The sequence below is a fragment of the Paragemmobacter ruber genome (assembly GCF_009908315.1).
GTDB lineage: Bacteria > Pseudomonadota > Alphaproteobacteria > Rhodobacterales > Rhodobacteraceae > Paragemmobacter > Paragemmobacter ruber.
In genome coordinates this window covers 227,584-250,812 of sequence record NZ_JAAATW010000002.1, presented here as the reverse complement: position 1 = coordinate 250,812, position 23,229 = coordinate 227,584, and the positions used below count along the sequence as shown (strand labels likewise).

Annotated in this window: 21 protein-coding genes; 4 read left to right on the top strand and 17 right to left on the bottom strand. The window is 67.2% G+C overall.

The features are described 5' to 3' along the window. Positions 1–10: 10 nt before the first annotated feature. The 4 genes from GU920_RS09605 to GU920_RS09590 form a co-directional block, all read right to left on the bottom strand. A complete protein-coding gene (locus GU920_RS09605; RefSeq protein WP_161766810.1) occupies positions 11–208 on the bottom strand; it encodes a hypothetical protein in 198 nt (65 codons plus the stop codon). Positions 209–668: 460 nt separating this feature from the next. Further along, positions 669–3,689, bottom strand: a complete 3,021-nt coding sequence (locus GU920_RS19815) for a calcium-binding protein (RefSeq protein ID WP_161766809.1) — start codon at positions 3,687–3,689, stop codon at positions 669–671. Between the two features lie 154 nt (positions 3,690–3,843). Further along, positions 3,844–4,704 carry a DMT family transporter gene (locus GU920_RS09595; protein WP_161767336.1) on the bottom strand — a complete coding sequence of 287 codons (861 nt, stop codon included), beginning with the start codon at positions 4,702–4,704 and terminating at the stop codon, positions 3,844–3,846. A gap of 148 nt (positions 4,705–4,852) precedes the next feature. Then, on the bottom strand, positions 4,853–5,464 hold the full coding sequence (locus tag GU920_RS09590) for a LysE/ArgO family amino acid transporter (protein WP_161766808.1): 612 nt from the start codon (positions 5,462–5,464) through the stop codon (positions 4,853–4,855). A gap of 136 nt (positions 5,465–5,600) precedes the next feature. Between GU920_RS09590 and GU920_RS09585 the strand changes: the two genes are divergently transcribed. Next, entirely contained in the window at positions 5,601–6,488 is an 888-nt protein-coding gene (locus GU920_RS09585) for a LysR family transcriptional regulator ArgP (RefSeq protein WP_161766807.1), read from the top strand. Here the strand turns inward: GU920_RS09585 and GU920_RS09580 are convergent. Both GU920_RS09580 and GU920_RS09575 read right to left on the bottom strand, forming a co-directional pair. Next, positions 6,479–7,048, bottom strand: coding sequence for a hypothetical protein (locus GU920_RS09580; RefSeq protein ID WP_161766806.1), 570 nt, complete (start codon positions 7,046–7,048; stop codon positions 6,479–6,481). The genes GU920_RS09585 and GU920_RS09580 overlap by 10 nt on opposite strands. Positions 7,049–7,081: 33 nt before the next feature. Continuing rightward, positions 7,082–7,333, bottom strand: coding sequence for a hypothetical protein (locus GU920_RS09575; RefSeq protein WP_235933204.1), 252 nt, complete (start codon positions 7,331–7,333; stop codon positions 7,082–7,084). Between the two features lie 319 nt (positions 7,334–7,652). Between GU920_RS09575 and GU920_RS09570 the strand changes: the two genes are divergently transcribed. Beyond that, positions 7,653–8,180: a hypothetical protein gene (locus GU920_RS09570; protein ID WP_161766804.1), complete on the top strand. Its 528-nt coding sequence runs from the start codon at positions 7,653–7,655 to the stop codon at positions 8,178–8,180. 38 nt (positions 8,181–8,218) lie between these two features. On the opposite strand, the gene GU920_RS09565 is transcribed toward GU920_RS09570, so the two are convergent. The 5 genes from GU920_RS09565 to GU920_RS09545 all read right to left on the bottom strand — a co-directional run bounded on the left by GU920_RS09565 (position 8,219) and on the right by GU920_RS09545 (position 13,007). Beyond that, positions 8,219–8,962 carry a YebC/PmpR family DNA-binding transcriptional regulator gene (locus tag GU920_RS09565; protein ID WP_161766803.1) on the bottom strand — a complete coding sequence of 248 codons (744 nt, stop codon included), beginning with the start codon at positions 8,960–8,962 and terminating at the stop codon, positions 8,219–8,221. 130 nt (positions 8,963–9,092) lie between these two features. Continuing rightward, entirely contained in the window at positions 9,093–9,449 is a 357-nt protein-coding gene (locus GU920_RS09560) for a hypothetical protein (protein ID WP_161766802.1), read from the bottom strand. Positions 9,450–9,459: 10 nt separating this feature from the next. Next, a complete protein-coding gene (locus tag GU920_RS09555; protein ID WP_161766801.1) occupies positions 9,460–11,238 on the bottom strand; it encodes an SLC13 family permease in 1,779 nt (592 codons plus the stop codon). 30 nt (positions 11,239–11,268) lie between these two features. Next, positions 11,269–12,189 carry a DMT family transporter gene (locus GU920_RS09550; protein ID WP_235933260.1) on the bottom strand — a complete coding sequence of 307 codons (921 nt, stop codon included), beginning with the start codon at positions 12,187–12,189 and terminating at the stop codon, positions 11,269–11,271. Between the two features lie 5 nt (positions 12,190–12,194). Next, positions 12,195–13,007 (bottom strand): TIGR00282 family metallophosphoesterase, encoded by an 813-nt coding sequence (locus GU920_RS09545; RefSeq protein WP_161766800.1) that lies wholly within the window; start codon positions 13,005–13,007, stop codon positions 12,195–12,197. A 574-nt stretch (positions 13,008–13,581) separates the two neighbouring features. Between GU920_RS09545 and GU920_RS09540 the strand changes: the two genes are divergently transcribed. Both GU920_RS09540 and pdeM read left to right on the top strand, forming a co-directional pair. Then, positions 13,582–15,975 carry a ligase-associated DNA damage response DEXH box helicase gene (locus GU920_RS09540; RefSeq protein WP_161766799.1) on the top strand — a complete coding sequence of 798 codons (2,394 nt, stop codon included), beginning with the start codon at positions 13,582–13,584 and terminating at the stop codon, positions 15,973–15,975. Positions 15,976–16,018: 43 nt separating this feature from the next. Beyond that, positions 16,019–16,660, top strand: coding sequence for a ligase-associated DNA damage response endonuclease PdeM (gene pdeM, locus GU920_RS09535; RefSeq protein WP_161766798.1), 642 nt, complete (start codon positions 16,019–16,021; stop codon positions 16,658–16,660). A 40-nt stretch (positions 16,661–16,700) separates the two neighbouring features. Here pdeM and folD read toward each other — a convergent pair whose 3' ends face one another. The 6 genes from folD to ftsH all read right to left on the bottom strand — a co-directional run bounded on the left by folD (position 16,701) and on the right by ftsH (position 23,163). Then, complete coding sequence (folD, locus tag GU920_RS09530) at positions 16,701–17,591, bottom strand: bifunctional methylenetetrahydrofolate dehydrogenase/methenyltetrahydrofolate cyclohydrolase FolD (protein ID WP_161766797.1); 891 nt, start codon at positions 17,589–17,591, stop codon at positions 16,701–16,703. 42 nt (positions 17,592–17,633) lie between these two features. Further along, entirely contained in the window at positions 17,634–17,930 is a 297-nt protein-coding gene (locus GU920_RS09525) for a chorismate mutase (RefSeq protein ID WP_161766796.1), read from the bottom strand. A gap of 69 nt (positions 17,931–17,999) precedes the next feature. Next, positions 18,000–19,676: a formate--tetrahydrofolate ligase gene (locus tag GU920_RS09520; protein ID WP_161766795.1), complete on the bottom strand. Its 1,677-nt coding sequence runs from the start codon at positions 19,674–19,676 to the stop codon at positions 18,000–18,002. Positions 19,677–19,859: 183 nt separating this feature from the next. Continuing rightward, positions 19,860–20,459, bottom strand: a complete 600-nt coding sequence (locus GU920_RS09515) for an MOSC domain-containing protein (protein ID WP_161766794.1) — start codon at positions 20,457–20,459, stop codon at positions 19,860–19,862. Then, positions 20,459–21,196: a methyltransferase domain-containing protein gene (locus tag GU920_RS09510; protein WP_328799252.1), complete on the bottom strand. Its 738-nt coding sequence runs from the start codon at positions 21,194–21,196 to the stop codon at positions 20,459–20,461. The genes GU920_RS09515 and GU920_RS09510 overlap by 1 nt, the downstream gene beginning before the upstream one ends. 56 nt (positions 21,197–21,252) lie before the next feature. After that, positions 21,253–23,163, bottom strand: coding sequence for an ATP-dependent zinc metalloprotease FtsH (gene ftsH / locus GU920_RS09505; protein WP_161766792.1), 1,911 nt, complete (start codon positions 23,161–23,163; stop codon positions 21,253–21,255). Between the last annotated feature and the right edge of the window lie 66 nt (positions 23,164–23,229).

Sequence of the window (23,229 nt, the reverse complement as noted above, 5' to 3'; positions counted from 1 at the left end):
CGCCAGCCTATCAACCCTGCCCGCGCAGGCAATGGCGCGGCGCCCCCCGCGCCTGCGTCACCGCCCCGCAGACGGCACAGCGCCAAAGATCCACCCCCGCCGCCCGATCCTCGCGCCAGCGGCAAACCCGCGTCAACGTCGCCCCGCGCCGCATGACCCAAAGCGCCACAAAGACCGCGACGAGAAGGAGGGGAACCAGAATCACCATACCCCTGTTTCGCAGCAATCCCCCGACAGCGCGAGAGCGCAGGCAAAGCCGTCTGGCCCCAACTGGCCCCGTTTGAGCGCCGCCAGTCCCCGCCAAAGGCAGCGGCACCCCAGCCCACCCACTCCCACCCCAAAGCCCCCCCGCTGTGCCCAAAGCCCTGCGAGAGACGGGACAGCCCCACCACACCCTCTCCCTCTCCACACGGCCAAGGCTCACAACAAACCCCAAACGCCCCTAACCCATCCCATCACGGAATACCCCCCCCCCCGATACCGCACCCACCCCGCCGAACGAGCCTCTCCCACCAAACCACCCGCGCAACCCACCCGCCCCGCACGACCGGGCCAATGACCAGCCACACCCGCAACACCACACCCTCCCCCCAAAAGCCTCCCCCTGCCGCAGCCCAGGGCAACTCAGCCCCACCACAGCCCACCAAGGCACACCCCGCGCGCGCGCCTCAGCCAAAGACAAAGTCACCCGCCCCCAGATCCGCCACCACCACATCCGCCAGCCGGATCACCTGCCCCTGCAGCACCACCTCGGCCATCCACGCGCCGTCAACCTCGACATCCCGCAGCACCAGATCCCCCAGGCCGCCCGCCCCCCGCAACTCCAGCCGGTCCTGCCCCGGCAGGAAATCGGTGATCACGTCGATCTCTCCCCCCGCCGTGGCACCACCCGCGGTCACATCAAAGACGAACACATCAAGCCCCTCGCCGCCCGTCAGCCAGTCGGCCCCCGCGCCCCCCTCCAACCGATCAGCCCCGTCACCACCGAACAGCCAGTCCCCCCCGCCATCCCCGGTCAGCCAATCCGCCTCGCTGCCGCCCTCCAGCCAATCCTCCCCCTGCCCCCCCGACAGGCGATCCGCGCCACCCTGCCCCGACAGGCGATCCGCATCCGCGCCGCCCGACAGGCTGTCATCCCCCTCACCCCCGATCAGGCTGTCCGCCCCCACACCACCCAGCAGCCGGTCCGCCCCGCCCCCCCCATCCGCGCGATCCGCCCCGCCACCGCCATTCAACCGATCATCGCCCTCTCCGCCCACAAGACGGTCCGCCCCGGCCCCCCCGATCAGGCGGTCATTCCCCGCCCCATCCGACAGCGCATCACGCCCCGCCTCGCCCTCCAGCAGGTCATCGCCATCCCCACCGATCAGCCGGTCCTTCCCGCCGCCCCCGAAAAGCGTGTCATTGCCCGCTTCCCCGTCCATCCGGTCCATGCCACTGCCGCCAAACAGGCGGTCCGCCCCGGCGCCGCCCTCCATGCGGTCCTGCCCCGCCCCGCCCCACAGCGTGTCATCCCCGAGACCGGCCAGCAGGGTATCCCGCCCGGCCCCGCCATACAGCCAATCCGCGCCCGCGATGTCAGACATCACATCATCCCCGGCGCCCCCGTCCAGGCGGTCATCATCCTCTCCCCCGGCCAGCTGGTCCTGCCCCGCCCCCCCATAGAGACTGTCGGCCCCGGCCCCACCCTCCAGCAGATCATCCCCCACCTGCCCCAGCAGGCGGTCGCGCCCCTCTGCTGCCTGCAGACCATCATTTCCCGCGCCGCCGAACAGCCGATCCCGCCCCGCGCCCCCGAACAGCCGGTCATTCCCGGCCTCTCCCGCCAGCAGATCATCCCCCTCATCCCCGGCCAGCAGGTCGTCATCCAGCCCGCCGATCAGGCGATCCGCCCCGTCGCCCCCCTCCAGCGTGTCATTGCCCGCCTCACCCGACAGCCAGTCACGACCCAGCGTCGCCTCGATCCTGTCATTCCCGGCGCCGCCCAAGAACGTGTCATCCCCCGCGCCATCCAGAAACCGGTCATCCCCGTCGCCGCCCTCCAGCCGGTCGTTCCCCTCCCCGCCGATCAGCCGGTCATTGCCCGCGCCCCCTGACAGGACGTCATCACCCACGCCGCCATCCAGCGTATCGGCCCCCTCACCGCCCTCCAGCGCATCCGCCCCGCCCCCGCCCGCCAGCACGTCATCCCCGCCCGCGCCCGACAGCGTGTCATTCCCCGCCCCGCCCGACATCCGATCCGGCCCCGCCGATCCCCCGCCCGGTCCCCCGAAATCCGGCGCACCCGCCACCGGCAGCCGCCCGTTCGCCGCAAGATCCATCGCCAGCACCTCGGCCAGCGTCAGGGGGCGCCCCGTCGCGGTGCGGATCTCCAGCACCTCCGCGCCAAAGCGCAGCACCGCCCCCTGCGCGGTCAGCGTCACCGCAAGCTGGGCCGGATCCCGCAGCATCGGCCAAAAGCTCAGGTCGATCCGGTCCAGCCCCGGCTCGAAATCGGCGATCACATCGCCTTGCCCGTCGCCCCGCAGAACGAACAGATCCGCACCCACCCCGCCGGTCAGCACCTCGCTGCCCGCACCGTCCACAAGAATGTCCCGCCCCGCCGTGCCTGTCAGGTCCCCCGGTCCGGCCAGCACGGCCCCCAGCCCCGCCAGCGGCAGCGAAAGCTGCGTCACCCCCGCCTCCGTCCCCGACAGGATCATCACCGCCAGCGTCTCGCCCTGCACGGCCGCCGCCACGGCGCGGATGCCCTCCAGCCCCAGATCGGCGCGATCCGCCAGACTTGTCAGATGCACCAGCCGCCCCCCCGGCAGCATCGCAAACAGCGACAGCCCCGCATCCGCCCCGGCCGCCAGCACAAAGACCCATTCGCCATGCTGCACCACATCCAGCGCGGTCACCCCGGCAAAGCGCGTCCCCAACTGGTCAAAGACATGATCGGCCTGCACCAGCGCGCCCCCCGCGCCGACCTGAAACACCGTCAGGCTCGACGATCCGGCCGCCGCCGCCACCAGCCATGTCGCGCCAAAGGCGTCCACCACCTCCAGCGCCGAAATCCCCTGCACCCAGACGCCCTGCTCACGCCCCGCCACCGGGCCGCGCGCCAGCGTGCCGCCCGGCCCCACCACCAGCGTGGTGATCCCATGCTCCAGCGCCGACCCGGCAAAGACATAGGTGCCATCGGCCATCTCGGCCCGCGCCAGCGCGGCCACGCGCGCCAGCGCAAAGCCCGCCGCATCCCGCGCCTCGGCCACGCGGACAAGCCCGCCATCCGCCTCGATGCGAAAACTCTCTACCCCGCTGCCGGCCTGCCGCGCCGCCAGAAGGTAGGCCTGCCCCCCCACCTCCACCGCGATCATCTCCACCGCCATGGCCTGCTGCGGCGCGCCGGGCTCCAGATAGGCCGTCATCCCGCCCACGCCCGCCAGCCGCGCGGCAGCGATCATGTCGGCGGGCAGACTGCCCGCCACGCCGCCCACGGTCACACCCACCCGCTCCGCCCCCTGCACGGCAAAGCCGTCTACAACCGGCCCCGCCACACCGGGCCGCAACAGAACCGTCTCGTTCAGCACGGGGTTGAACAGACGAAAGCCCGGCACCCCGCCCGGAACCGCGATCAATTCGCCATGCGGCATTGGGTGCGCGAAACGCGCACCAAGGGCCACCCCGACCCTCAGAAATTCAAACATGACACACCACCCCAGCCCGAAGACCCAAGGCCCGAAAGCCCAAGACCCGAAAGCACAGGGTCAGCCTGCCGCCGCCACAGTTAGGAATTGCTTAGGAAACTCCGGCGAATCCAAGGCCTTCCCCCCGGATTTTAGCCATCCCTCCGGCCACGCCTCAGCGCGTGGTTTCCGCGTCCGACGGGGTGACCGGGCGGCGCTTGATCATCGCCTCGCGCCAGGTGATGTAGCTGATCGCCCCGATGATCACCGCGCCCCCCAACAGCACAAAGGCATCGACGCCCTCGCCAAATACCAAGGCCCCCAGCGCGGTCGCCCAGATCAGCTGTAAAAACGTCACTGGTTGCGTCACCGCCAGCGGCGCCGCGCGGAAGGCGCGCGTCATCGCGTAATGCGCAGCCGTCGCAAAGGCCGCCACCAGCCCCAGCCAGAACAGCTGCGACAGGCTCATCGGCACCCAGACCCAGATCGCCAGCGGCAGCAGGCCAAGCGTCACCGTCACCGACAGAAACCCCACCACGGCCCCCGCAGGCACCTGCTGGCTCAACCGCTTGGCAAACAGGTAAGAGATGGCAAAGAAAAAGGCCGCACCCAGCTGCGCCAGATGCCCATCGCTCACCTCGCGCAGGCCGGGCCGGATCACGATCAGCGCCCCCACCAGCGCCACCCCCACCGCCACGATCCGCCGCATCGCCAGCACCTCGCCGAAGAACAGCGCCGCCCCCAGCGTCACCAGCACCGGGTTCAGATAGCCGATCGCCGTCACCTCGGCCACGGGGATGCGCGCCATCGCGTGAAACCACAGAACCACCGCCGCCGTATGCGCCACCCCCCGCCAGCCGAACAGCCGCAGCGCCCCGGGCGGAAAGCCCGCCCGCAGCAGCGGCCCCAGCGTCGGCAGCAGGAACACCACGCCCCAGGCAAAGCGGACAAAGGCCGATTGCGCCGCCGGCAGATCGGTGCCCAGATAGCGCACGATCCCCGTGACCGCGACAAAGCACAGCCCCGTCAGCAGCATCCACAGCGCCCCCTCGACCGGGCGGCCCAGATCGGGAAGCGGTAGTTCAGGCGGGGGCGCGCGGCGGTCGGTCTCGGCACTCATGCCCGGCACAAGACCCGATCCCCGCGCCGCCCGCAAGTCCACCCGAATGACCGGCCTGCCCGCCTCACGCCAGAAAGGCCAGCTTCGCCGCGATGGCCCACATCGTGCAGCCCACCACCACCTCCAGCACCACCCAGGCCCGGGGCCGCGCAAAGACCGGCGCCAGAAGCCGCGCCCCAAAGCCCAGCGCGCTGAAGAATACCAGCGACCCCGTCGCCGCCCCGACGCCAAACGCCACACCATGCGGCGCATATTGCGCGCTGATCGCGCCCAGCAGCACCACCGTATCCAGATAGACATGCGGATTGGCCCAGGTCAGCACCAGACAGGTCGCCAGAACCTTGCCCAGGGGCGCGCTCCCCCCGGGCGCGGGCATCAGCGCCTCTCCCCCGGCCCAGGCCGCACGAAAGCGCAACGCCCCATAGACCACCAGAAACGCCACGCCCCCCCACAGCATCACATCCCCAAGCCACGGTACCGCCGCCGACACAAGGCCAAAGCCCCCCACCCCGGCCGCGATCAGCACCGCATCCGACAGCGCGCAGGTCAGCACCACCGCCAGCACATGCTCGCGCCGGATGCCCTGCCGCAGCACAAAGGCATTCTGCGCCCCGATGGCCGCGATAAGACTGATCGCCATCAGGAACCCGCCCCAAGCCGCAAATCCCGCCGTCATGCCCCGCCTCCTGCCCCGCTTGCCAACCCGCGTCCTGCCGTGCGTCCTACCCTACGTCCTGCACGGCGCGGTTGACGTAACCGGGCGGATCAGCATCAATCCAGATAAACTTCCTGAACAGGATTAAGCGAAACTAATGCTAGACCCGGCGCAACTCATGGCCCTCGCCGCCGTCCACCGGCGCGGCTCCTTTGAACTCGCGGCGGCGGAACTGCATGTCACACCTTCTGCCATCTCCCAACGCCTCAAGGCGCTGGAAGAACGCATCGGCACCCTTCTCATTCGGCGCGGCACGCCCTGCACCGCCACGGCCGCAGGCCTGCGCCTGATCCGCCACCATGACGAGGTGGCGCTGCTCGAACAGGCGCTGGCCACCGAACTGCCCGGCATATCGCCCGGCCCCGCCACCCTGCGCATCGCGGTGAATGCCGACAGCCTCGCCACATGGGTCATCCCGGCCCTCGCCGCGACCGATGGCTTTCTCTACGACATCGTCATTGATGATCAAGACGTCTCGCAGGAATGGCTGCGCCGGGGCGAAGTGGCGGCCGCCGTCACCTCCCACCCGGGGCCGCTGCAAGGCTGCGACACAATCCCGCTGGGCGCGCTGCGCTACCGCGCCACCGCCTCGCTTGCCTATATCCAACGCTGGATGCCCGACGGCCCCACCCCGCAGGCCCTGTCACACGCCCCGGCCTTGACCTTCTCCGACAAGGACCGCCTTCAGCACATCTGGGTGGACCGCCTCACCGGCGGACAGGCCAGCCGCGCGGGCTTTCCCGGCCATCGCCTCACCTCGTCACAGGGCTTCGTCGATGCCTGCCTCGCGGGCTTGGGCTGGGGTCTGAACCCCGAACCGCTCGTCGCCGATCACCTCGCCACGGGCCGCCTGATCGACCTCGCCCCCGACCAGCCGCTCGACACCGCGCTTCATTGGCAATTCGCCCGCCTGACCGCGCCCGCGCTCGCCCCCCTGACCCGCGCCATAGGACAGGCCGCCCGCCGCACCCTGCGTCAGGCGTGACGCAACACCCGGAACAGCGCCATCGCGGCCAGAAGCACAAGGATCACCCCCGCCACATCCGCCGCCGTCACCGTGACAAAGGCGTTGATCCGCGCCTCGGGCGAAAACCCGGTGCAGCACGGCCCGGCCAGCACCCGCGGCACATTCCCGATCAGCGCCGCCACCAGCCCCACCCCCACCAGAACCCGCCAATTTGCCGCGCGCCCCTCGCCCCGCGCATCCATCCCCAGACGGCGCATCAGATCGAACCCCAAAGGCACCGCCACCACCTTCAGCACCGACACAAGGATCATGTTCCAGGTGATCGAATCGACCCCCACCAGAATCATCAGCCCGACCCCCGTGGAAGGCAGCATCAACGGCACCGCCAGCCAGCCATAGATCCACGTCAACAACACCATGGCACCAAAGGGCAGGAACACGGCATGCAGCCGCGTCGCGGCATCCGGCACGATCAGCGTCTGAAGGTCGCGCATCACATCGCACAGCACGAAGGCGCCGATCAGGACGACCGATACCGCCATGAAATGCCCCGCGGCAAAGCGCAGGCTACGTGTCATCTCCCCCCCCTTCGCCTGCAAACTGCCCCTTGGTCAGGGTGCGCGCTGGTCGGTCAGCACATACTGACCCGCCCGCGTCTCGGGCGCGTGCGCCACAAGGCCCCGCTGCACAAGGCTCTTCAAGGCCCGGTGGTAGGTGGCCTGCGGAATGCTCGCCGCAAGCGGATGATTCCGGATCGCTTCGGACCGCGCCGCCTTCGGATGGCCGCTGCTGACCTCGTTGATGGCGTAAAGGATGTCTCGCTCGTTCGGAGAAAGCTCGACCAGCCCAAGCGTGGTCTCCATCTCGAACAGCAGGGCTCTTAATTGCGCGACGCTCTTTATGTTCACAACCCGGCAACCCCCGAACCGGCAGGTACAGTTTACTGCCGATTTTTATCTGGGCGGCATCATCTGCCATTCCACGCATACCTGTCAACGCGCTTAACGGGCGTTAATGAATTTCAACAGGTTCTGACGGCTAGGTCTTGACTTCGTCGCGTCAAGTAACAACTTAGGGATGTATTCGAAAGTCTGGCACCCTTTTTGGGCGCCTCACCGATCCGTGTTGTTGTTGCCAGTGCCCGTCTCGTCAACAAACCGACCAAAGATCGCGCCCCATCAGATGACCGGTTTTTCGCAAAGTTACCGCATGGTTTCCTCGACCGATCAACCAAACGCGGGTCTGAAGTCCGACCCTGCCCACAGCAGACGCTCGGCGCAGATCGTGGTTTTCGGCGAACGTCCGGGCCCCCTCGATCCCCTGCTTGACTGGCTGGAAGAGAAAGGCGCCTGCATCACCCACACCCCGCTGCGCCGCCTGCCGCTGGACTGGTTCGACACACATGCCGACAGTCACGATGTGGCCCTTGTCGATGCCGATTACCTTGGCGACGAAGGCGCGATGATTGATTTCGGGATGCGCCTGCGCCGCTTCTGCCCCGGGATGCCCATCATCATGGCCTCGCGCCGCGTCACCGCCTCGGATTACTCGACCGAACGCATGGCGATCTGCGACGTGACCCTGCGCATGCCCGTCTCGCGCGGCGACCTGCTCGAGGCGCTTTCCGCCGCGCTGGAAAACCACAATCTCTGGATCGAACGGCGGGATCGGAACCACCCCGCCATCGCCGACGCCCCGCCCGCCGCCTGATCCCCTGAGGGCTGGCCCATCCCGCGGGCGCTGGCCGATCAGGCCAGCTGCGCCGCCACGTCTTCGGGGATGTCGAAATTGTGCGTCACGGTCTGCACATCGTCATCCTCTTCCAGCATGTCGATCAGCCGCATCAGCTTTTGCGCGGTGTCCAGATCAACCTCGGTCCGCGACTGCGGCCGCCAGACCAGCTTCGATTCCAGCGATTCCCCCAGCGCCTTTTCCAGCGCGTCCGACACGTCGGACAGGTTCTCGACGCTGCAATAGATCCAGTGACCCTCCTCGTCGGATTCCACGTCATCCGCCCCGGCCTCTAGCGCGGCCATCATCACGTCATCGGCCGAACCCGCGCTGACGGGATAGGAAATCTCGCCCACCCGGTCAAAGGAATGGCTCACCGATCCGGTCTGCCCCAGGTTCCCGCCGCATTTGGTGAAATAGGACCGCACGTTGGATGCGGTGCGGTTCAGGTTGTCGGTCATCGCCTCGACGATGATCGCGATGCCGTTCACCCCATAGCCTTCATAGCGGATCTCGGTGTAATCCTCCGCATCCCCGCCCTGGCTCTTCTTGATCGCCCGCTCGATCACGTCCTTGGGCATCGAAACAGCCTTCGCCGCCTTCACCGCCAGCCGCAGACGCGGGTTCTTGTCGGGATCAGGATCGCCCATCTTGGCGGCGACGGTGATCTCCTTCGCCAGCTTGGAAAACATCTTGGACCGCAGCTTGTCCTGCTTGCCCTTGCGATGCTGGATGTTCGCCCATTTCGAATGGCCTGCCATGACCCGTGCTCCGCTTGCCCCTTGGGGTGCCCTTAGGATTGATGGCGTCCTATACACAAGCCGCGCCGGGAACGGCAACCCCGTGCGACGCGACGCGTAGGATGGGCAGTCCTGCCCATCCTACCCTGCGTCACTCCTCCGCAGGCGAGGTGAAGGTCCACACCTCCCCGCCCGCCGAAATCTCCACCTGCGCCAGCGGCGGCACCAGACCCTCGGCCCCCAGCGCCTCCGTCAGCCCCGACCACAGCTGCCGCAGCAGGTTCGGCCGCTCCACGACCGTCACCCGATAGTCAAAGCCCGGCCCGCAGGGCTCCAGCCGCCCCGCCGCACCCGCAGCCGCCCAATCCGCCCGGCAGATCGTGCCGTCGCTCAGCGTCACCGTCAGCACCTCGCGCGACAGCCGCGCCGCCTGCGGCTCCACCGGCCCCGGCACCGCGCACCCTGCCAATCCCGCCACCAGCACCACGCCCATCATCGCCCTGCGCATCGCAATCCCCTTACAGCGGCCAGATCACCGGGATCAGCGCCGAAGCCACCAACCCCGTCAGGATGTTCAGCGGGATCCCCACCCGCATGAAGTCTGAAAACCGATACCCGCCCGGCCCATAGACCATCATGTTGGTCTGATACCCCACCGGCGTGGCAAAGGCGACAGAGGCCGAAAACATCACCGCCACCACCAGGGGGCGCGGATCCACCCCCAGCGACTGGCCCAGCTCGATCACGATGGGTGTATAGATCACCGCCACTGCATTGTTCGACAGGAACTCCGTCAGCGCCAGCCCGAGGAAATAGACGCACAGCACCAGCAGGAAGGGCGACAGCCCCGCCAGCGACGGCGCCACCGCCTCCACCATCAACGCCACCGCGCCCGATTGGTCCAACCCCTCGCCCACCGCCAGCATGGCAAAGATCATCGCCAGCAGGCGGCCATCCACGAAGGAAAACGCCTCTTCCGCATCCACGCAGCGCGTGATCAGGATCACCGCCACCCCCAACAGCGCCAGGGGCAGGATCGACGCCACTTCCAGCGCCGACAGGATCACGATCCCCGCCAGCGCGATCACCGCGATGGGGGCCTTCGCCCGCCGGAACGGCTTGATCGACGGGCGGCTGATATCCACCAGATCCATATCCGCCGCCAGCCGCTGGATATCCTCCACCGCACCCTCCAGCAGCAGCGTATCCCCCACCCGCACGATCAGATCATCCAACTGCCGCCCGATGTTCTGGTTCCGCCGATGCGCCGCCAGCACATAGACGCCATAGCGCCGCCGCAGCCGCAACTCGCCCAGACGCCGCCCCTCCATCCGGCACCCGGGCGAGATCAGCACCTCCACCGTCTCGGTCTGGGTCGACGAAAGCTTGTCCACCAGATGCAGGTCCTTGCGCCCCTGCAGGCCCAGAAGCTCCGTCATCTCCGTCCGCAGCACCACCCGGTCGCCCGCCTCCAGCTTCACGGGTGCCAGATCGCGGCGCAGCGACGCATCGCCCCGCAACACGTCGATCAGCCGCACGCCATCGCGCTTGAACAGGTCGATCTCCAGCACCGCCTGCCCGATCAGCGGGCTGTCCTCGGGAATGGCGACCTCGGTGAAATACTTCATCTTCCGCCGGTCGCTCAGCAGCACGCCCATGCTCTGGCGCACCGGCAACAGCCGGTCCGCCGTCAGCGCCAGAAAAAGCCCCCCCACCACCGCCAAGGCGATGCCCAGGGGCGCGATCTCGAATATCGTGAAATGCGCCAGCCCGTTGTCGGCCGCCACCCCATCCACCAGCAGGTTGGTGGATGTCCCGATCAGCGTGATCATCCCCCCCAGCACCGTCATATAGGACAAGGGGATCAACAGCTTCGACGGCGCCGTCCGCATCTTCACCGCGATCTGCATCACCACCGGGATCATCACCGCCACAAGCGGCGTGTTGTTCATGAAGGCCGACGCCACCGCGATCAGCCCGAACAGCACCACGATGGTGGTCTTGGGCCGCCCGCCCACATGCCGCTCGGCCATCCGCACGACGCTTTCCACCGCGCCCGTCCGAACCAGCCCGCCCATCACCAGAAACATCATCAGGATGGTCCAGGGGGCGGGGTTCGACAGCACATCCACCGCCTCCCCCACCGGCAGGATGCCCAGGATCAGCATCAGCGCCGCCCCGCCCAGCGCCGTCACTTCCACCGGATAGGTCTCTCGCACGAACAGCACGAACATGCCGATCAGGATGCCCATCGCCACCCATGGCTGCCACGCAGCCGCCAGTTCCACTCCGAACATCCCGTCCCCTCGCACAGACCGCACAGCGCGTCAGTGGGCAGGCACCTCATCCGGCCCCGCCCGCTTGCGCGGGCTGACCAATGCCACACCGGACAGAAGCAAAACAAGCGAAAGCCAGAGCACGGGAGAAAATCTTTCCCCCAGAATGAGCATCGCCCAGAAAATCCCCGCCCCCGTCACGATATAGGAACATTGCGAGGCGAACACCGCCCCCGCCCGGAACGCGAGCCAGACATAGGCCGCATAGATCACCGCATGCAGCGCCGAAGACCCCGCCAGCGCCACCTCCGCCCGCCCGAAATCGGCAAAGGGATCGAAGAACTGCCCCGTCCCCAGCGCGATCGGCAGGCACAGCACCATCCCCGTGACCGATGCCCCGAACATCGCCTGCACCGGGTCCATCCCCGCCGTGCCGAACCGCGCCACATACAACCCCTCCAGCGCATAGCAGAGCGGCCCGACCAACGCGACCGGCAGAAACGCCACCATCGCCGGATCGGGCAGCGCCGCCCCGGGCGCGGCCAGCAGCGCCACCGCGACAAGACCCAGCACCAGCCCCGCCAGCCGCCCCCAGCCGAACCGCTCCATCCCCAGCATCAGCGCGATGGGAAAGGCGATCATCGGCACGGCGGAAATCAGCATCGACATCACCCCTGACGGCAGCCGCGCCACCGACAGGTAGAAGGTCGCATTGGGGATCAGCGTCCCCAGCGCCGCCACCACAAGGTAGAACCGCAGCGCCGCCCGCGTGAACACCAAGCCCCGCCCGCGCGGCAGCGTGATCGCCCCCAGCACCAGCGAACAGATCACCAACTGCCAGAAGATCAGCCCGAAAGGCTGATGCCCGTCGCTCGTCGCGATCTTGCCCAAGGGCTGCGTCAACCCCCAGCCCAGCCCAAGGCACAGAAGCACCGCCACCAGAAACCAGCGCCGCTCCGCCATCCCGGCCATGGCGGTCACGGCGCGCTCTCCTGCAACCGCCCGCCCACCCGCACCGGCACCACGCGCAGCGCGCGCCCCGTCCGGTCATCGGTCTCCACAAAGACGCCCGACAGCGTGGCCTCGCCCATCGCGGGCTCGAACCGCCCCTTGGCCATGCCGGTGACGAAACGGCGCAAGGGCTCCATCTTCTCCATCCCGATCACGCTGTCATAATCCCCGCACATGCCCGCATCCGACAGATAGGCCGTGCCCCCCTTCAGGATCATCGCATCCGCCGTCGGCACATGGGTATGCGTGCCCACCACAAGCGAGGCCTGCCCGTCGCACCAATGCCCCATGCCCATCTTCTCGCTCGTGGCCTCGGCATGCACATCCACGATCGCCGCCTGCACCGCCGCGCCCAGGGCATGGGCCTTCAATACCGCCTCGATGGCCGAAAACGGGTCATCGAAGGGCCGCTTCATGAACACCTGCCCCAGAACCTGCGCCACCAGCACGCGCCGCCCCTGCGTGGCCGTGAAGACCCGCCACCCCTTGCCGGGCGCAACCTTGGAAAAGTTGATGGGCCGGATGATCCGCGGCTCGGTCTCGATGAAACTCGCCATGTCCTTCTGGTCAAAGGCATGATCGCCCAGCGTGATGCAATCCGCCCCCGCCGCCAGGATCGCCTTGGCATGCTCCGCCGTCAGCCCCGCCCCGGATGAGGCATTCTCGCCATTGACCACCACGAAATCGAGCGCCCACTCCGCCCGCAACCCTGGCAGCCGCGCGGTCACCGCCGCACGCCCCGCCCGCCCCATCACATCGCCAAGGAAAAGGATCCGCATGCCCCCGCCCTACGCCCCGCGGGCGCAGAGGGCAATCCCGTTCCCGACCCCGGCTGTCGCTGCCCCGCCATGGCGCGGCAAATGCGCCCCCAACCCGCGCACCCGTCAGGTCTTCATCTTGGCCCAAATACCCATAAGCCACACCCCCACCCCCGGTCGCCTCACGGCGCCCTCCCCTCCCCCGCCTCCGGGGGAGGTGCCGGGGGAGGGGGGAACCTGAACCAGACACCCACCCGCTCCGCCTGCACAGGGCACCCTCCAGCTTCATCTTGGCCCAAATACCCATAAGCCACACCCGACACCCCCACCCCCGGTCGCCTGACGGCGCCCTCCCCTCCCCCGCCTCCGGGGGAGGGGCCGGGGGAGGGGGAGGGGGAACCTGCACCAACCCCCGCAACCGCACAGCGTGCATCCACGCACCCTTCTGCCCACATCCCCCCACCAGCCTCTCCAGATTTGTATGCACGCCCGTCTGCACTACGCTGCTGCACCGGTTCCTGCACACCCTCCCCTGCCCAACCCCCTGAAACGAAACCCCCTTTCCCCCACCCCGAACCCGCCCTACCTTCCGCGTATGCACCTTCCCGCCCCCCTCACCGACTGGTTCGCCGCCCGTGGCTGGACCCTCCACCCCCATCAGCAGGCCATGCTGGAGCGTGCCGCGAACCCCGCCACCCTCCTCATCGCCCCCACCGGCGGCGGCAAGACGCTGGCGGGCTTCCTGCCCACCCTCGCCGAACTCGGGCAAACCCCGCCCCCCGGCCTCCACACCCTCTACATCTCGCCGCTCAAGGCGCTCACCGCCGACATCCGCCGCAACCTGCGCACCCCTGTCGAAGGCGCGGGCCTCTCCATCCGCATCGAAGACCGCACCGGCGACACCTCCTACACCCAGCGCCGCCGCCAGCGCGCCGACCCGCCGCATATCCTGCTGACTACGCCCGAATCCCTCGCCCTCCTGCTGTCCTACGAGGATGCGCCAAAGATTTTCCAATCCCTCCAGCGGGTTGTGATCGACGAGTTGCACGCGCTGGCCGAATCCAAACGCGGCGATCAGCTGATGCTGCTCCTCTCCCGCCTCGAAAGCCTCGCCCCCGGCCTGCGCCGCGTCGGCCTTTCGGCCACCGTCGAAGACCCGCCCGCGCTGGCCCGCACCCTCGCCCCCGACCGCTGCGACATCCTGCAAGCCGATCCCGGCCCGGACCCCGACATCGCCATGCTGGAAACCGACGCCCCCCCACCGTGGAGCGGGGGCGGCGGCCGCTACGCCATGCGCGCCATCCTCGATCAGGTCCGCCGCCACCGCACCACCCTTATCTTCCACAACACCCGCGCGCAGGCAGAGCTTTTCTTTCACGATCTCTGGCTACAGAACGACGACGCGCTTCCCATCGGCATCCACCACGGCTCGCTCGCCCGCGAACAAAGGGAAAGGGTCGAGGCCGCGATGGCCGCAGGCCAGCTTCGCGCCGTGGTCTGCACCGGTTCGCTCGACCTCGGCATCGACTGGGGCGATGTCGATCTCGTCATCCAGGTCGGCGCGCCCAAGAATGTCAAACGTCTCGTGCAAAGGATCGGCCGCGCCAATCACCGCTACAACGCCCCCTCCAAGGCCCTGATATTGCCCGCAAACCGCTTCGAAGTCGTGGAATGTCGCGCCGCCCTCGATGCCGTCCGCGATCACACGCTGGACGGCGAACCCCGCGGCCCCGGCCCCCGCGACGTGCTCTGCCAGCACATCCTGATGACCGCCGCCTCCGGGCCTTTCGACGCCAACGATCTGTTCACCGAAGTAAAACGCGCCGGCCCCTATGCCGCGCTCTCCAGACCCGAATTCGACGCCTGCCTCGACTTCTGCGCCACCGGCGGCTACGCGCTCCGCGCCTATGACAAATGGCAGAGGCTGTTGGAAAGAAACGGAAAATGGCAACTCCGCGACCCGCGCGCCGCCGCCATCATCCGCCAGAACCTCGGCACGATCATTGACACCGAAACGCTTAAGGTCCGGTTAAAAAATCGCTTCGGCGGCACCCCCTTGGGCGAGGTGGAGGAAGGCTTCGCTTCCACCCTCACCCCCGGCGACACCTTCCTCATCGGGGGCGAGATCGTCCGCTACGAATCCTTGCGCGAAATGACAGTCGAGGTGACCCGCCAGCCCGGCCGCGACCCGAAGGTTGCCACCTTCAACGGTACCAAATTCGCCACCTCCACGCTTCTGACGCAGCGGATTCTCAAAATCTTCCAAGCAGATAGCTGGCCCGACCTGCCCGCCCACACCGCCCAGTGGCTCGCCCTGCAACGCGAGGTCAGCCGCCTGCCGCAGCCTGACCGCCTGCTTGTCGAAAGCTTCCCCCATGACGGGCGCGAACATCTCTGCATCTACGGCTTTGCAGGGCGCAACGCGATGCAGACCCTCGCCCTTCTGGTGACAAAACGGATGGAAGAACAGGGGCTTGCCCCCTTGGGCTTTGTCGCCACCGATTACGCCACGCTGATCTGGGGCCTCGATCCCGTCACCGACGCCGCCCCCCTCTTCGACCTGGCCAAACTCCGCGAAGGGCTGGAAACCTGGCTCTCCGGCAATGCCGTGATGAAGCGCACCTTCCGCGCCACAGCCATCATCGCAGGCCTCATCGAACGCTCCCACCAGGGCCGCCGCAAGACGGGCCGACAGGCCACCTTCTCCTCCGACATCCTCTACGACACGCTGCGAAAATACGACCCCGACCACCTCCTCCTCCAAGTGACACGGGAAGAGGCCGAACGCGGCCTCGTTGATTTCTCCCGCATCGAAGACATGCTCGCCCGGGTAGAGGGCCGCATCGACCTCATCCGCCTGCCCCGCGTCACCCCCCTTGCGGCGCCGCTCTTCCTCGAACCGGGCCGCATCCCTGTGCATGGCACGGGCCGCGAGAGGATGGTGGAAGACGCCGCCCGCCGCTTGATGGAAGAGGCAGGCCTCGCCTGACACGGGCTTGCAACCCCTTGCGCCACGGGGCAAACCTCGGCCCATGCACCACGCCTTCACCCTGTCCGGCGAAACGCTCCACGCCCTGCCCTCCGGCGCGCTCTACTGGCCCGCGCGGCGGCTCCTCTGCGTCTCGGACCTGCATCTTGGCAAATCCGAACGCCTCGCCCGGCGGGGCGGCGCGCTGCTGCCGCCCTATGAAACAAGGGAAACCCTGCACCGGCTGGAGGCTGAGGTAGACCGCACCGCCCCCGCCACCGTCATCTGCCTTGGCGACAGTTTCGACGACCTCGCCGCCGTCCGGGGCCTGGAAGACGAGGCCCGCCTCCGCCTCGCCCGCCTGATGGCGGGACGGGACTGGACATGGATCGAAGGCAACCATGACGCGGGCCCGGTCGAGATCGGCGGCACCCATCGCGCGCAGATGACGCTGGGCCCCCTGACCTTTCGCCATATCGCCGATGCGGCCCAGACCGGCGAAATTTCGGGCCACTACCACCCCAAGGCCCGCCTCAAGGGCACAACCCGCCCCTGCTTCCTGCTGGACGGCGACCGTCTGATCCTCCCGGCCTTCGGCACCTATACGGGCGGCCTGCCCACCGACGCAGCCGCCCTGAAAGGCCTCCTGCGGCAAGGTGCCTTGGCCATCCTGACCGGCCCGCGCGCGCTGCCGATGCCCTTGTGATCCATCACGTAGGATGGGCAGTCCTGCCCATCCTACCCGATCACGCCGTCAACCCTTCCGGCTCCGCCAGCCCATTGGCCCGGCAACAGGCCGTCAACGTATTCGCCAAGAGACAGGCGATCGTCATCGGCCCCACGCCACCCGGCACCGGCGTGATCGCCCCCGCCACGGCGGCGGCGCTTTCGTAATGCACGTCGCCCACCAGCTTGGCCTTGCCGTCGCGTTCGATCCGGTTGATGCCCACGTCGATCACCGTGGCACCCGGCTTCACCATCTCACCCGTGATCATCTCGGGCCGCCCCACTGCCGCCACAAGGATATCCGCCCCCCGGCACACCGCCGCCAGATCCTTGGTCCGGCTATGCGCGATCGTCACCGTGCAGCTGTCGCCCAGCAGAAGCTGCGCCATCGGCTTGCCCACGATGTTGGAACGCCCCACCACCACCGCATTCAGCCCCGCCAGCGTGCCGTGATGATCCCGCAGCATCATGAGACAGCCCAAGGGCGTGCAGGGCACCATCGACTTCTGCCCCGTCCCGAGCAGCCCGACATTCGAGATATGGAACCCGTCCACATCCTTGGCGGGGTCAATCCGGTTGATGACAAGCTCGGAATTCAGATGCCCCGGCAGCGGCAATTGCACAAGGATGCCATGCACCGCCGGATCGCCGTTCAACCGGTCGATCAAGGCCAGCAACTCGGCCTCCCCCGTCCCGGCGGGCAGGCGATGCTCGAAACTGGCCATCCCCACCTCGATGGTGGAGGCGTGCTTGTTGCGCACATAGACCTGGCTCGCCGGATCCTCGCCCACCAGCACCACCGCCAGCCCCGGCACGATGCCCTTTTCCTCTTTCAACCGCGCCACATGCGCCGCGACACGCGCGCGCACATCGGCGGCAAAGGCCTTTCCGTCGATCACCTTGGCAACCATGCTTCCCGTCCTGTCCTTGCGGCGGAACGGGCGGGCGCTGCCTCACCCCTTCCGCAGATGGTCTTCCTCGCGCTCGATCGACCAGTCGATCAGCTTGCGCCACAGCTTTTCCAGCTTGTCCGGCGGCAGCCCATGGGCCACCGCATGACGCCGCACATTGGCCACGACCTGCTCCACCCGATCCTCGATCCGCGCGGGCAGGCCGACCTCTTCCTTGATCGCCGCCGCCCGGTCGATATAGGCGGTCCGCTCTGCGAACAGCGCCACCAGCGCTTCGTCCAGCCTGTCGATCTCGGCCCGGATATCGGCCATCGTGGTGCAGTCTTGCGGCCTCTTCATGCCTCGCCCCCTTTCAGGATGGCCCTCATGTAAGGGGGCCAGCCCGAAAGGGCAACGCGACAGATCGCTTTAGAACAGCCCCTCGACATGGCCCTGATCGTTCAGGCGGATCACCTCGGCCGACGGCACCTTGGGCAGGCCCGGCATCGTCATGATCTCACCGCAGATCACCACGATGAACCCGGCCCCCGCCGAAAGCCGCACCTCGCGCACCGGCACCGAATGGCCCGTCGGCGCGCCGCGCAGGTTCGGATCGGTGGTGAAGGAATACTGGGTCTTGGCCATGCAGATCGGCAGATGGCCATAGCCCGCCGCTTCCCAACCCTTCAGCTGGTCGCGGATCGACTTGTCGGCGATCACCTCATCGGCGTGATAGATGCGCTTGGCGATGGTTTCCACCTTCTGGAACAGCGGCATCTCGTCCGGATAGAGCGGCGCGAAATTCGCCGAGCCGGACTCGGCAAGGCTCACCACCTTTTTCGCCAGATCCTCGATCCCGGCCGACCCTTGGGCCCAGTGCTTGCACAGGATCGCCTCAGCGCCCTGCTCGGCCACATAGGCCTTCACGGCGGCGATTTCGGCATCCGTGTCGCTGTAGAAGTGGTTGATCGCCACCACCACCGGCACGCCAAAGCCCTTCACATTGGCGATGTGGCGGCCAAGGTTCGGGCAGCCCTTCTTGACCGCGTCCACATTCTCGGTCCCCAGATCGGCTTTCGCCACACCGCCGTTCATCTTCATCGCCCGCACCGTGGCCACGATCACGGCAGCCGACGGCTTCAGCCCGGCCTTGCGGCACTTGATATCAAAGAACTTCTCGGCACCGAGATCGGCCCCGAACCCGGCTTCCGTCACCACATATTCACCCAGCTTCAGCGCCGTCTTGGTGGCGATGACCGAGTTGCAGCCATGCGCGATGTTCGCAAACGGCCCGCCATGCACGAAAGCCGGGTTGTTCTCCAGCGTCTGCACGAGGTTCGGCTGCATCGCATCCTTGAGCAGCACCGTCATCGCGCCATCTGCCTTGATATCGCGGCAATAGACCGGCTTCTTCTCGCGGGTATAGGCCACCACGATGTCGCCCAGCCGCTTTTGCAGATCATCCAGATCGTTGGACAGGCACAGGATGGCCATGACCTCAGACGCAACGGTGATGTCAAAACCCGTCTGGCGCGGGAAGCCGTTCGACACGCCGCCAAGGCTGACCACGATATCCCGCAGGGCGCGGTCGTTCATGTCCATCACCCGGCGCCAGACGATGCGGCGCTCGTCGATATCCAGGCTGTTGCCCCAGTAGATGTGGTTGTCGATCATCGCCGACAGCAGGTTATGGGCAGAGGTGATCGCGTGGAAATCGCCCGTGAAATGAAGGTTCATCTCCTCCATCGGCACGACCTGCGCATAACCGCCGCCCGCGGCGCCGCCCTTCATCCCGAAATTGGGGCCGAGAGAGGCCTCGCGGATACAGATCACGGCCTTCTTGCCGATGCGGTTCAGCCCGTCGCCCAGACCGACCGTCGTGGTCGTCTTGCCCTCACCCGCCGGGGTGGGGTTGATCGCGGTCACAAGGATCAGCTTGCCATCCGGCTTGCCTGCCAGCGACTTGATGAAATCCTGGCTGACCTTCGCCTTGTCATGGCCGTAGGGCAGCAGATGATCGGACGGGATACCCAGCTTCGCGCCGATCTCCATGATCGGCTTCTTCTTGGCTTCGCGTGCAATCTCGATATCAGTCTTAACGGCCATGTCCCAAGCTCCCTCTGCGGGGTTCATCCCCCGTTTACGACGTGATACCGGGTGAAACAGGCGATGCGAGTGGCTTTTCCGACAGGTTCACCCCCAAATTCGCCACCGCGCGTTTCCGATCGGAAACCAGCCAGCTGTTTGAGGGAATTCGCCTGCAGGAAAGAATGTTTCCCGACAGGGTTGTCAGGCGCGGCGTGCCGCGTCCAGATGCGCCCAGACCGGCTGATCGGGAACATGCAGCCGCAGCCTTTCGCCCAGCGCGAAGGCCCCCTCCCGCTCTGCCCAGGCGGTGATCCCGCGGCGTCCGGCGGCGGCGGATTTGTAGCGCGCGCCGAACCCCGGATGCCGCGCCTCGATGGGTTTGGCAGGCAATTGGCAGGGCCGGTTCTCGATATCCACGACCAGCGTCGCCCCACCCTCGCCCTGCAACCGGCTGCCGGGCGGCACATGGGTGAAATCGGGGATGCCCTCCACCACCATCGTGGCCCCCACCAGCGCGGGGTCGAGATGATCCAGCCCCATCCGCGCGGCGGTCTGGGCCAGTTCTTCGGCCGACAGGATGGTGAACTGCCGGGTGTTCCGGATCATCGTCCCACGCGGGTATTGCGCCAGCACCCGGCTGCAACTGGGCCGCGTCAGCCCGCCGTGATCTTCCCCCACAGGCCCTGCGAATGTCACGTCCATCCGCTCCACCGCTTCGGCCGCCAGCGCTGCCGCGCGGTCGCGCACAAGGCCCATCCATACGATGCGGCCATAGAATTCGGTTGGTTTCAGAACCGGCATCACACCCTCAGCGTGAAAAAGACCCGCTTGAACGGGAACAGCACCGCGCCATCCTCCAGCGCAGGATAGGCCGAAGCAAGGGCCTCTTCATAGGCGGCCACGAAGCGTTTCGCCTCGTCTCCATCCAGCCGGGCAAGGAAGGGGCGCATCGCCGTGCTTTCGGTAAAGCGGCGCACGGGGTGACCGTCCGGCGACGGGTCCAGCCGCTGCACATATTCCGTCTCCCAGGCTTCCACCTGACCCAGCGGCGACAGCAGACGCCAATACTCCCCCGCTGCCATCACCGGCGACCGCCAGTCTGCGGTGGTGAAGCGGTCCGGGAACATCGCGCCCGCAATATCGCGCAGGAAGCGGTGCGACGGTGCGCCATACTGCCGTGGCATCTGCACCGCCAAAAGGCCACCGGGTGCCACCAGCCGCGCCAAGCGCGGCATCAACCGCGCGTGATCGGGCAGCCAGTGCAAAGCCGCATTGGAAAAGATCAGCGCAGGCGCCGCCCGCGGCGCCCAATCCGCCGCATCCGCCGCCTCCAGCAGGTCATAAAGCCCCGTCGCTTCGGCCTCGGCCACCATGGCGGGGGATGAGTCCACCCCGATCAGCCGCCGCGCGCCCCCCACACAGAAACGCGCCCGCAAATCGGCGGCCACGGCGCCGTTCCCGCAGCCAAGATCAACCACATCGCCTTCCGGCAGGCCGTCCAGCTGTGCCAGCAGGTCCAGCGCCGGGCGCAAACGCAAGCCCCGAAACCTGCCATAGGTTTCGGGGCTCCAGTCTTTTGCCGTATCAACCAAGATCAGACGACCGGTTCGGGTTCCGGCCCGGCCTTGGGGGCCTTGGGCTTGGTCTTCGGGATGGCGGCGATCGACGTGGCACCCCCGCCCGAGGCGGGCTTGTCGGCATCATCATCGCCACCCAGCGCCTCGCCGGCGATCACCTTGCGGATCTCGTCCCCGGTCAGCGTCTCGTATTCCAGCAGGCCCCTGGCCAGCCGTTCGAAATCATCGGCCTTCTCGATAAGGATACGGCGTGCGGTTTCATACCCTTCGTCGATCAGCTTCTTGACCTCGTTCTCGATCAGCTCCTTCGTCTGGGCCGAAACCGAGAAACCCGCCGTGTTGCCCTGATAGCCTTCATGCGCCTCGGCATAGTCGATGTTGCCCACCGCATCCGACATCCCCCAGCGCATCACCATCGCCCGCGCAAGGGCCGAGGCCTGCTGGATATCGCCCGCCGGGCCCGAGGACACACCCTCTTCGCCATACTTGATGATCTCGGCCGCCTTGCCGGCCATGGTCATGGCGATCTTCTGCTTGCCCTCGTCCTTGTGCATGTTCAGACGGTCCATCTCGGGCAGGCTGACCACCATGCCCAGCGCACCGCCGCGCGGGATGATCGTGGCCTTATAGACCGGGTCACATTTGGGCATGTTCAGGCCGACGATGGCATGTCCTGCCTCGTGATAGGCGGTCTTTTCCTTCTGATCGGGCGTCAGCACCATGCTGCGGCGCTCGGCCCCCATCATCACCTTGTCCTTGGCGTTCTCGAAATCCTCCATCGTGACGAACCGCCGCCCCACGCGCGCGGCCATCAGCGCCGCCTCGTTCACAAGGTTCATCAGATCGGCACCCGAGAAACCGGGCGTCCCCCGCGCGATGGTCCGCAGGTCGACATCCGGCCCCAGCGGCACCTTGCGCGCATGGACGTTCAGGATCTTTTCCCGCCCCTTGATATCGGGGTTCGGCACATGGATCGTGCGGTCGAAGCGGCCCGGGCGCAGCAGCGCAGGGTCGAGCACATCCTTGCGGTTCGTCGCGGCAACGATGATCACGCCTTCATTCGCCTCGAACCCGTCCATCTCGACCAGCAGCTGGTTCAGCGTCTGCTCGCGTTCGTCATTGCCGCCGCCGATGCCCACGCCCCGCGCACGACCCACGGCGTCGATCTCGTCGATGAACACGATGCAGGGAGCGTTCTTCTTGGCCTGCTCGAACATGTCGCGCACGCGGCTTGCACCCACACCCACGAACATCTCGACAAAGTCGGAACCCGAGATGGTGAAGAACGGCACGCCCGCCTCGCCCGCGATGGCGCGGGCGAGCAGCGTCTTACCCGTGCCGGGCGGGCCCACCAGCAGCGCACCCTTCGGGATCTTGCCGCCCAGACGGCTGAACTTCTGCGGATTGCGCAGGAATTCGACGATCTCTTCCAGTTCTTCCTTGGCCTCGTCGATGCCGGCCACGTCGTCAAAGGTCACGCGGCCATGCTTTTCGGTCAGCAGCTTGGCGCGCGATTTGCCAAAGCCCATCGCGCCGCCCCGGCCCCCGCCCTGCATGCGGTTCATGAAGAAGATCCAGACCCCGATCAGCACGAGGAAGGGCAACCAGATGCCCAGCACCGACATGAAGCCCGACTGTTCCTGCGCCTCGGCCTTCACCTCCACACCGTTGGTGATCAGCCGGTCGGTCAGCACCTCGCCATCGGGCTTGATCGTCACGTATTGCGATCCGTCCCGCGCCCGCACCAGAACCCGCTCGCCGTCCAGCGTCACGCTCTGAACCTCACCCGCATCGACGCGGCTGATGAATTCCGAATAGGACAGCGTCCGCGACGCGCTGGTCGTCTGGTTCCCGCTGAACAGGTTGAACAGCGCCAGGATCAGCAGGAACAGGACAACCCAGAATGCGATATTTCGTGCATTACCCACGAAGTGTCTCCTCATACCGCCGCAAGGCCAGGCACGGCTTGCGACCCTTGGCCCCTAAGATAGAGA

Coding starts and splice junctions, on each gene's coding strand:
- GU920_RS09605 (WP_161766810.1), bottom strand. CDS start 208: ATGGTGATTCTGGTTCCCCTCCTTCTCGTCGCGGTCTTTGTGGCGCTT.
- GU920_RS19815 (WP_161766809.1), bottom strand. CDS start 3,689: ATGTTTGAATTTCTGAGGGTCGGGGTGGCCCTTGGTGCGCGTTTCGCG.
- GU920_RS09595 (WP_161767336.1), bottom strand. CDS start 4,704: ATGCTGCTGACGGGGCTGTGCTTTGTCGCGGTCACGGGGATCGTGCGC.
- GU920_RS09590 (WP_161766808.1), bottom strand. CDS start 5,464: ATGACGGCGGGATTTGCGGCTTGGGGCGGGTTCCTGATGGCGATCAGT.
- GU920_RS09585 (WP_161766807.1), top strand. CDS start 5,601: ATGCTAGACCCGGCGCAACTCATGGCCCTCGCCGCCGTCCACCGGCGC.
- GU920_RS09580 (WP_161766806.1), bottom strand. CDS start 7,048: ATGACACGTAGCCTGCGCTTTGCCGCGGGGCATTTCATGGCGGTATCG.
- GU920_RS09575 (WP_235933204.1), bottom strand. CDS start 7,333: ATGGAGACCACGCTTGGGCTGGTCGAGCTTTCTCCGAACGAGCGAGAC.
- GU920_RS09570 (WP_161766804.1), top strand. CDS start 7,653: ATGACCGGTTTTTCGCAAAGTTACCGCATGGTTTCCTCGACCGATCAA.
- GU920_RS09565 (WP_161766803.1), bottom strand. CDS start 8,962: ATGGCAGGCCATTCGAAATGGGCGAACATCCAGCATCGCAAGGGCAAG.
- GU920_RS09560 (WP_161766802.1), bottom strand. CDS start 9,449: ATGCGCAGGGCGATGATGGGCGTGGTGCTGGTGGCGGGATTGGCAGGG.
- GU920_RS09555 (WP_161766801.1), bottom strand. CDS start 11,238: ATGTTCGGAGTGGAACTGGCGGCTGCGTGGCAGCCATGGGTGGCGATG.
- GU920_RS09550 (WP_235933260.1), bottom strand. CDS start 12,189: ATGGCCGGGATGGCGGAGCGGCGCTGGTTTCTGGTGGCGGTGCTTCTG.
- GU920_RS09545 (WP_161766800.1), bottom strand. CDS start 13,007: ATGCGGATCCTTTTCCTTGGCGATGTGATGGGGCGGGCGGGGCGTGCG.
- GU920_RS09540 (WP_161766799.1), top strand. CDS start 13,582: ATGCACCTTCCCGCCCCCCTCACCGACTGGTTCGCCGCCCGTGGCTGG.
- pdeM (WP_161766798.1), top strand. CDS start 16,019: ATGCACCACGCCTTCACCCTGTCCGGCGAAACGCTCCACGCCCTGCCC.
- folD (WP_161766797.1), bottom strand. CDS start 17,591: ATGGTTGCCAAGGTGATCGACGGAAAGGCCTTTGCCGCCGATGTGCGC.
- GU920_RS09525 (WP_161766796.1), bottom strand. CDS start 17,930: ATGAAGAGGCCGCAAGACTGCACCACGATGGCCGATATCCGGGCCGAG.
- GU920_RS09520 (WP_161766795.1), bottom strand. CDS start 19,676: ATGGCCGTTAAGACTGATATCGAGATTGCACGCGAAGCCAAGAAGAAG.
- GU920_RS09515 (WP_161766794.1), bottom strand. CDS start 20,459: ATGCCGGTTCTGAAACCAACCGAATTCTATGGCCGCATCGTATGGATG.